Below are 4,834 nucleotides of genomic sequence, written 5' to 3'. Positions count from 1 at the left end.
ACGCCGCAGCCTGCGAGTTAAGCCTCGACAGGATTTTCTTTGCTTCGTTTCTTTTTTCCTAAAAAGAAATGAAGAGAACGTTATGTTTTATAGGTTAGTCTGTCATCATTTAAAAGGCTTTTCTTGCCATTCCTTTTTTGGCGCAAAAAAGGAATCGAAAAAATTGGAACAAAATACACTCCCAAAATAGAAGATTATAAGGCTGTGGTTTAAAATAAGTATTGCAAAGATTAACCGAATAATCTACTTTCGTTCTAATGAAATCAGGTTGCAATACACGATAAGAAATGCACTCCTTTCGCAAAGAAACTATATGAATCTAAGTTTTATAGACCTAATAACTTTAGCTGGAGCTTCGCAAGGCTTTTTCTTAGCCGTTTTACTCCTTTTAAAAAAAGAAAAAAGACTATTCAACATACCTCTTATTATTTGCATCACGTTACTTTCTTTGCGTTTGCTTAATGATTTCGGATATGATACAGGACTAATATTGAATATTGTAGATTGGGCATACATGCTCGAACCCTTTAATATGGCTCTAGGATTCTGCATATTTCTTTATGTCAAGAATATAATTGCCCGAAAAGCCTCTTTTCGAAAAAGGGATCTAATAATGACGCTTCCCTTATTGGCTTATTTCACGTATTACAGCATCTTTTTCTTCCAAGGTCACGAATATAGACTTAATGATGTTCAACAGTATATGAAAGAAGGGGATGGATTTATTGGAAATTCACTAGAATGGTTCATCGAATCTATTGTTAACCTATCTTTTATATTGCCAACCTTGATAATTCTAAAAAAATACCACAAAGGAGTACTTGATAATTATTCAAACGTAAAAACTGTAGATTTATCAGCCCTTCGCACTATTGTATCAATGCTGCTAGCTTTTTACATAGTAGAAGCCTCTATTTCCATTTTAGCAGTTATAAATATACCAACCCCTGAGTTTGTTTATTATATCGTTTATATATCGCTTATCATTTTACTATTTAGCATCGGATACAATGAACTTATATGGTCCCAAAATGCAGTCGATGTTTCTTCCTCTAAGGAACGATATAAAAATTCGCGTCTAAACGAGGAATCTTCAAAAGAATTAGCCGAAAAGCTTAAAATGTTTATAATACAGAATAAACCTTATTTAGACTCTCAAATCACCCTTAAAAAACTATCTGAGCTAATTGAAGTACAGCCCCACATCCTATCCCAGCTAATTAACGAAAACTTCAATTGCAACTTTTCTGAATTTATAAACTCATATCGTATTGAAGAGGCCAAACGACTTCTTCGCCATCCAGAATATAAAAACTATACTCTTACGGCTATCGGATTTGAAGCAGGGTTTAATTCAAAATCAGCATTCTACATCGCCTTTAAACGTTTCGTAGGAACTACACCTGCAAACTACTGATTTTTAAATATTTTAATTTATAAATCAGGACTATTTTACTTGTCTATAATTATAATTATACACTCATAAGCACATAGCATCTTCTACTTTTGCGCCCAAAACAATGTGATATGCGTCAAAAAAAGGATGTCCAAACATGAAGTTGAAAAGAACTTTACCATTAAGTAGACAAAGTTTCGATTGACCTCATAAGTGGACATATCCCCTACCATGACATTCATAAAATAGCAGAAAATGTTCCTTACGGGATCCAACCTTTCGCGTTAATGCATATTCAAGCCGTACAGACAGTAATGAAAATGCAAAATCACATCTAAATTTTGCACAAAACTTTTTCTATCAATTATTAACTCAAATAAAACTAGGAAAATGAAGATGACTCTCAAAAGTAAGCTAGCAGTAATAGCAACTATTACTGCTCTACTATTCAGCTCGTGCAGCAAAGCAGAGCCCGATTATTCAAATGAGATAAATGGCGTTGAACATCATGACATTGTTATTATTGGAGGGGGCATTGCTGGCCTTAGCTGCGGACATTATCTTGGAAATAGAGATTTTTTGATTTTAGAAAAGCGAAATTCGGTAGGAGGTCGAGCGATTTCTGGAGTTCGCAATAACTTCAGCTACGCCAAAGGAGCGGAATATCTGGGAGATCCAGAAAATCGACTTTCAAAAATGATCAAAAATATTGGGTTAGAGCCAAAAGAAATTCCATCGCCAATGGATGCCTATTTTGACGGAAAAACATTTTACTATGGTTCGAATGGCATTGAAAGATATCTAATAAATGGTAGTAGCGTAGATGAATACAAGCGATTTGTCAATCTGCTAATTAAGGAAAATGAAAAGTACGATGAAGTGCCTGAAATTAAGTATACCAATGAAACTAAAGAGCTAGACAATACAACTGCAAAAAGTTGGTTGCAGCGCAATAATTTTAAAAACATCTATATCGATAAATATAATGTAACCTCACGAGGCTTATTTGGAGCATCGCTTGACAATATATCAGCACTTAGCTTTATTCCTGAAGCAGCATTTGACTATGATAAAGATGATTTGAATAATATTTCCAACGACTTTGATATCGAAAATGAATATCAGGACGCGTTGAAAGAAGAATCCGGATCGTATACCTTTACGAAAGGACTTACCCAACTCACAGAGCGTTTAGCCGAAACTATGTCTCAAAAATTAAGGCTCAGCAGCAACGTAGTAGAGGTAAAAAAGGAAGGTAAATATTATATAGTTGTTTATAAAGACAAAAACGACAGCACTAAAATTGTAATGGCAAACAAAGTTGTCTTAGCAGTTCCTGCTCCTCTTGCACTCAAACTTGCACCTACCTTGATTTCTCAAGAAAAGAAGGATTTAATTGCACAGATCAAGTTTGCCTCTTATGCCACTGTTGCGATGTTTTCAAAAACACCAATATTTGACAAAGCATTTGATTTAGCAGTACCTGATGATTACTTCTTTACTGATATATATGATGCGACTTGGGTTGAAAAATATTATGAAAAAAAAGTTCCAGAAACATATATTATTTCAGCATATATAGCGCCTCATAGCTCCGACGATCATTCGTTAGATAAAATGAGCGATGCTGAACTAATGCGTAAGGTATATGCTGATTTAGACAGAATCTTTCCTGGTGCAAGTAAAAAAATCACAGGCTATGATATAGAGCATTTCCCTTATGGATATCCTGTAATGACCTTAGGCGCATATGAAAGGTTGCTAAAGCTAGACAAAATCAATTATGGAACTTTACTCTTAGCAGGAGACAGCATGATCTACCCTACGTTTGAATCTGCCGTTGAATCGGGCTACCTTGCAGCTGAAAGATTAATTGATACAGAATAAGAGTCGCCATATATGAATACGTATTTTTCTAACATACCAGTCAACATTGGTAGACAAATAGAACTTGACTTGGCCAGAGGACTAGCTGTTGTATTTATGGTCTTTGTCCATGTACAAGAGTATTTTTTATCACCTAAAGCATATACGTCTTTTTCTCCAGAAATTATTGACATACTGGGAGAGGTGCCTGCAGCTCCTGTTTTTATGTTTTTACTCGGCGTTGGAATTAACTATTCAAACAAAACAGCCCCTGCGCAACTTTTTAGAAGGGGTATTATGCTCGTTTTAGTCGGCTATCTGCTCTCTATATTAAGAGGTGTAGTACCTTATACTATTCTTTGGTTCAAATCAGGAAATAGTGAGATGCTAAACAATGCTGTAAGCAATCTCTTGTTTATAGATATCCTCCAATTTGCGGGGTTAGCATTGCTGTTTTTCGGTTTAGTAATTTACTATAAAATCAACCATGTCATACTAATTGCCTTAGGGCTACTTTTTGCTCTCATCAATCAGCAACTTTGCCCCATTCAATTCGAGAGCAAGATACCTGCTGCTTTAAGCGGACTAATTTGGGGCTCAAGTAAAATTTCGTTTTTCCCATTTCTTACATGGATATTTTACCCTATAGCGGGATATGTCTGGGGATGGTATCAAATACGAAGTTTGAATAAATCGATATTTTATCTTTACTGTTTTGGAACAGCATTACTGATAATGCTAGCAGGATTACTGTATAAGCCCCAGATTATAAATCTAAATGATTACAGTGATTTTTATTACTACCATCACCACCTTCCTGAAAACATTGTTTTTACTTCATTTGTATTAGTTTGGATATACATACTATACCACCTCAGTAAGGTACTACCCAACAAAGCACTTACTTTCATAAATAGGTGGAGCCGAAATGTAACATCTATTTATTTAGCACAATGGATTATCATAGGTTGGTTAATTTTATTCATCAAATCTCAAGATCTAAGTTTTACACAATGCCTACTCCTATCATCTGCAACATTTTTTGCTAGCGATCTGATTGCAACATATCATAATCGATTAATGAGAAATAGGCCAAAACAAACCCGCTAAAATAAAAAGCAAAGCCTTCCGTTCATAACATAGAAAATTATACCGAACGGAGGGTTTTCTTTTTCTGCATTTCTAGAAATGAAGAGAAAGTAAAGAATTATAGATTAATCTGCCATCATTTAAAAGGCTTTTCTTGCCATTCCTTTTTTGGCGCAAAAAAAAATCACATAAAACTTATACCTTTTTTTCAATGTGGGATGTATATCTAAAATATAAATCCTATAACAGGCAAACTTCATCCGGCAGCTAATGCAATTAAAAGAAAAAATCCTCCATCCGTAGTAAAGGTGGCGCTAGCCACACCATCCCCGTCGAGGGTTCTGTTTGAAGCGGGCGGAGCAACCACAACATGGAGCATTGCAGAGCCCTTCAGCGCGCGTGCTAGCACATTTTGAGGGCATTGGCCCTACGCCGCAGCCTGCGAGTTAAGCCTCGACAGGATTTTCTTTGCTTCGTTTCTTT

3 protein-coding genes are annotated in these 4,834 nt (G+C 35.6%); all 3 read left to right on the top strand.

The features are described 5' to 3' along the window. The first annotated feature begins 313 nt into the window (after positions 1-313). On the top strand, positions 314-1,417 hold the full coding sequence (locus L990_RS15755) for a helix-turn-helix domain-containing protein (RefSeq protein WP_047451371.1): 1,104 nt from the start codon (positions 314-316) through the stop codon (positions 1,415-1,417). Between the two features lie 369 nt (positions 1,418-1,786). Continuing rightward, positions 1,787-3,283: an FAD-dependent oxidoreductase gene (locus L990_RS15750; protein WP_047451369.1), complete on the top strand. Its 1,497-nt coding sequence runs from the start codon at positions 1,787-1,789 to the stop codon at positions 3,281-3,283. Between the two features lie 12 nt (positions 3,284-3,295). Then, positions 3,296-4,372 carry a heparan-alpha-glucosaminide N-acetyltransferase domain-containing protein gene (locus L990_RS15745; protein ID WP_047451368.1) on the top strand — a complete coding sequence of 359 codons (1,077 nt, stop codon included), beginning with the start codon at positions 3,296-3,298 and terminating at the stop codon, positions 4,370-4,372. Positions 4,373-4,834 lie beyond the last annotated feature (462 nt).

Source organism: Alistipes sp. ZOR0009 (assembly GCF_000798815.1).
Classification (GTDB): Bacteria; Bacteroidota; Bacteroidia; order Bacteroidales; family ZOR0009; genus Acetobacteroides.
The sequence above is the reverse complement of the archived record's forward strand: the minus strand, read 5'-3'. Positions and strand labels throughout refer to the sequence as shown.

Excerpts from the sequence above, each read along its gene's own strand:
- L990_RS15755 (WP_047451371.1), top strand. The coding sequence starts at position 314 with ATGAATCTAAGTTTTATAGACCTAATAACTTTAGCTGGAGCTTCGCAA.
- L990_RS15745 (WP_047451368.1), top strand. The coding sequence starts at position 3,296 with ATGAATACGTATTTTTCTAACATACCAGTCAACATTGGTAGACAAATA.
- L990_RS15750 (WP_047451369.1), top strand. The coding sequence starts at position 1,787 with ATGAAGATGACTCTCAAAAGTAAGCTAGCAGTAATAGCAACTATTACT.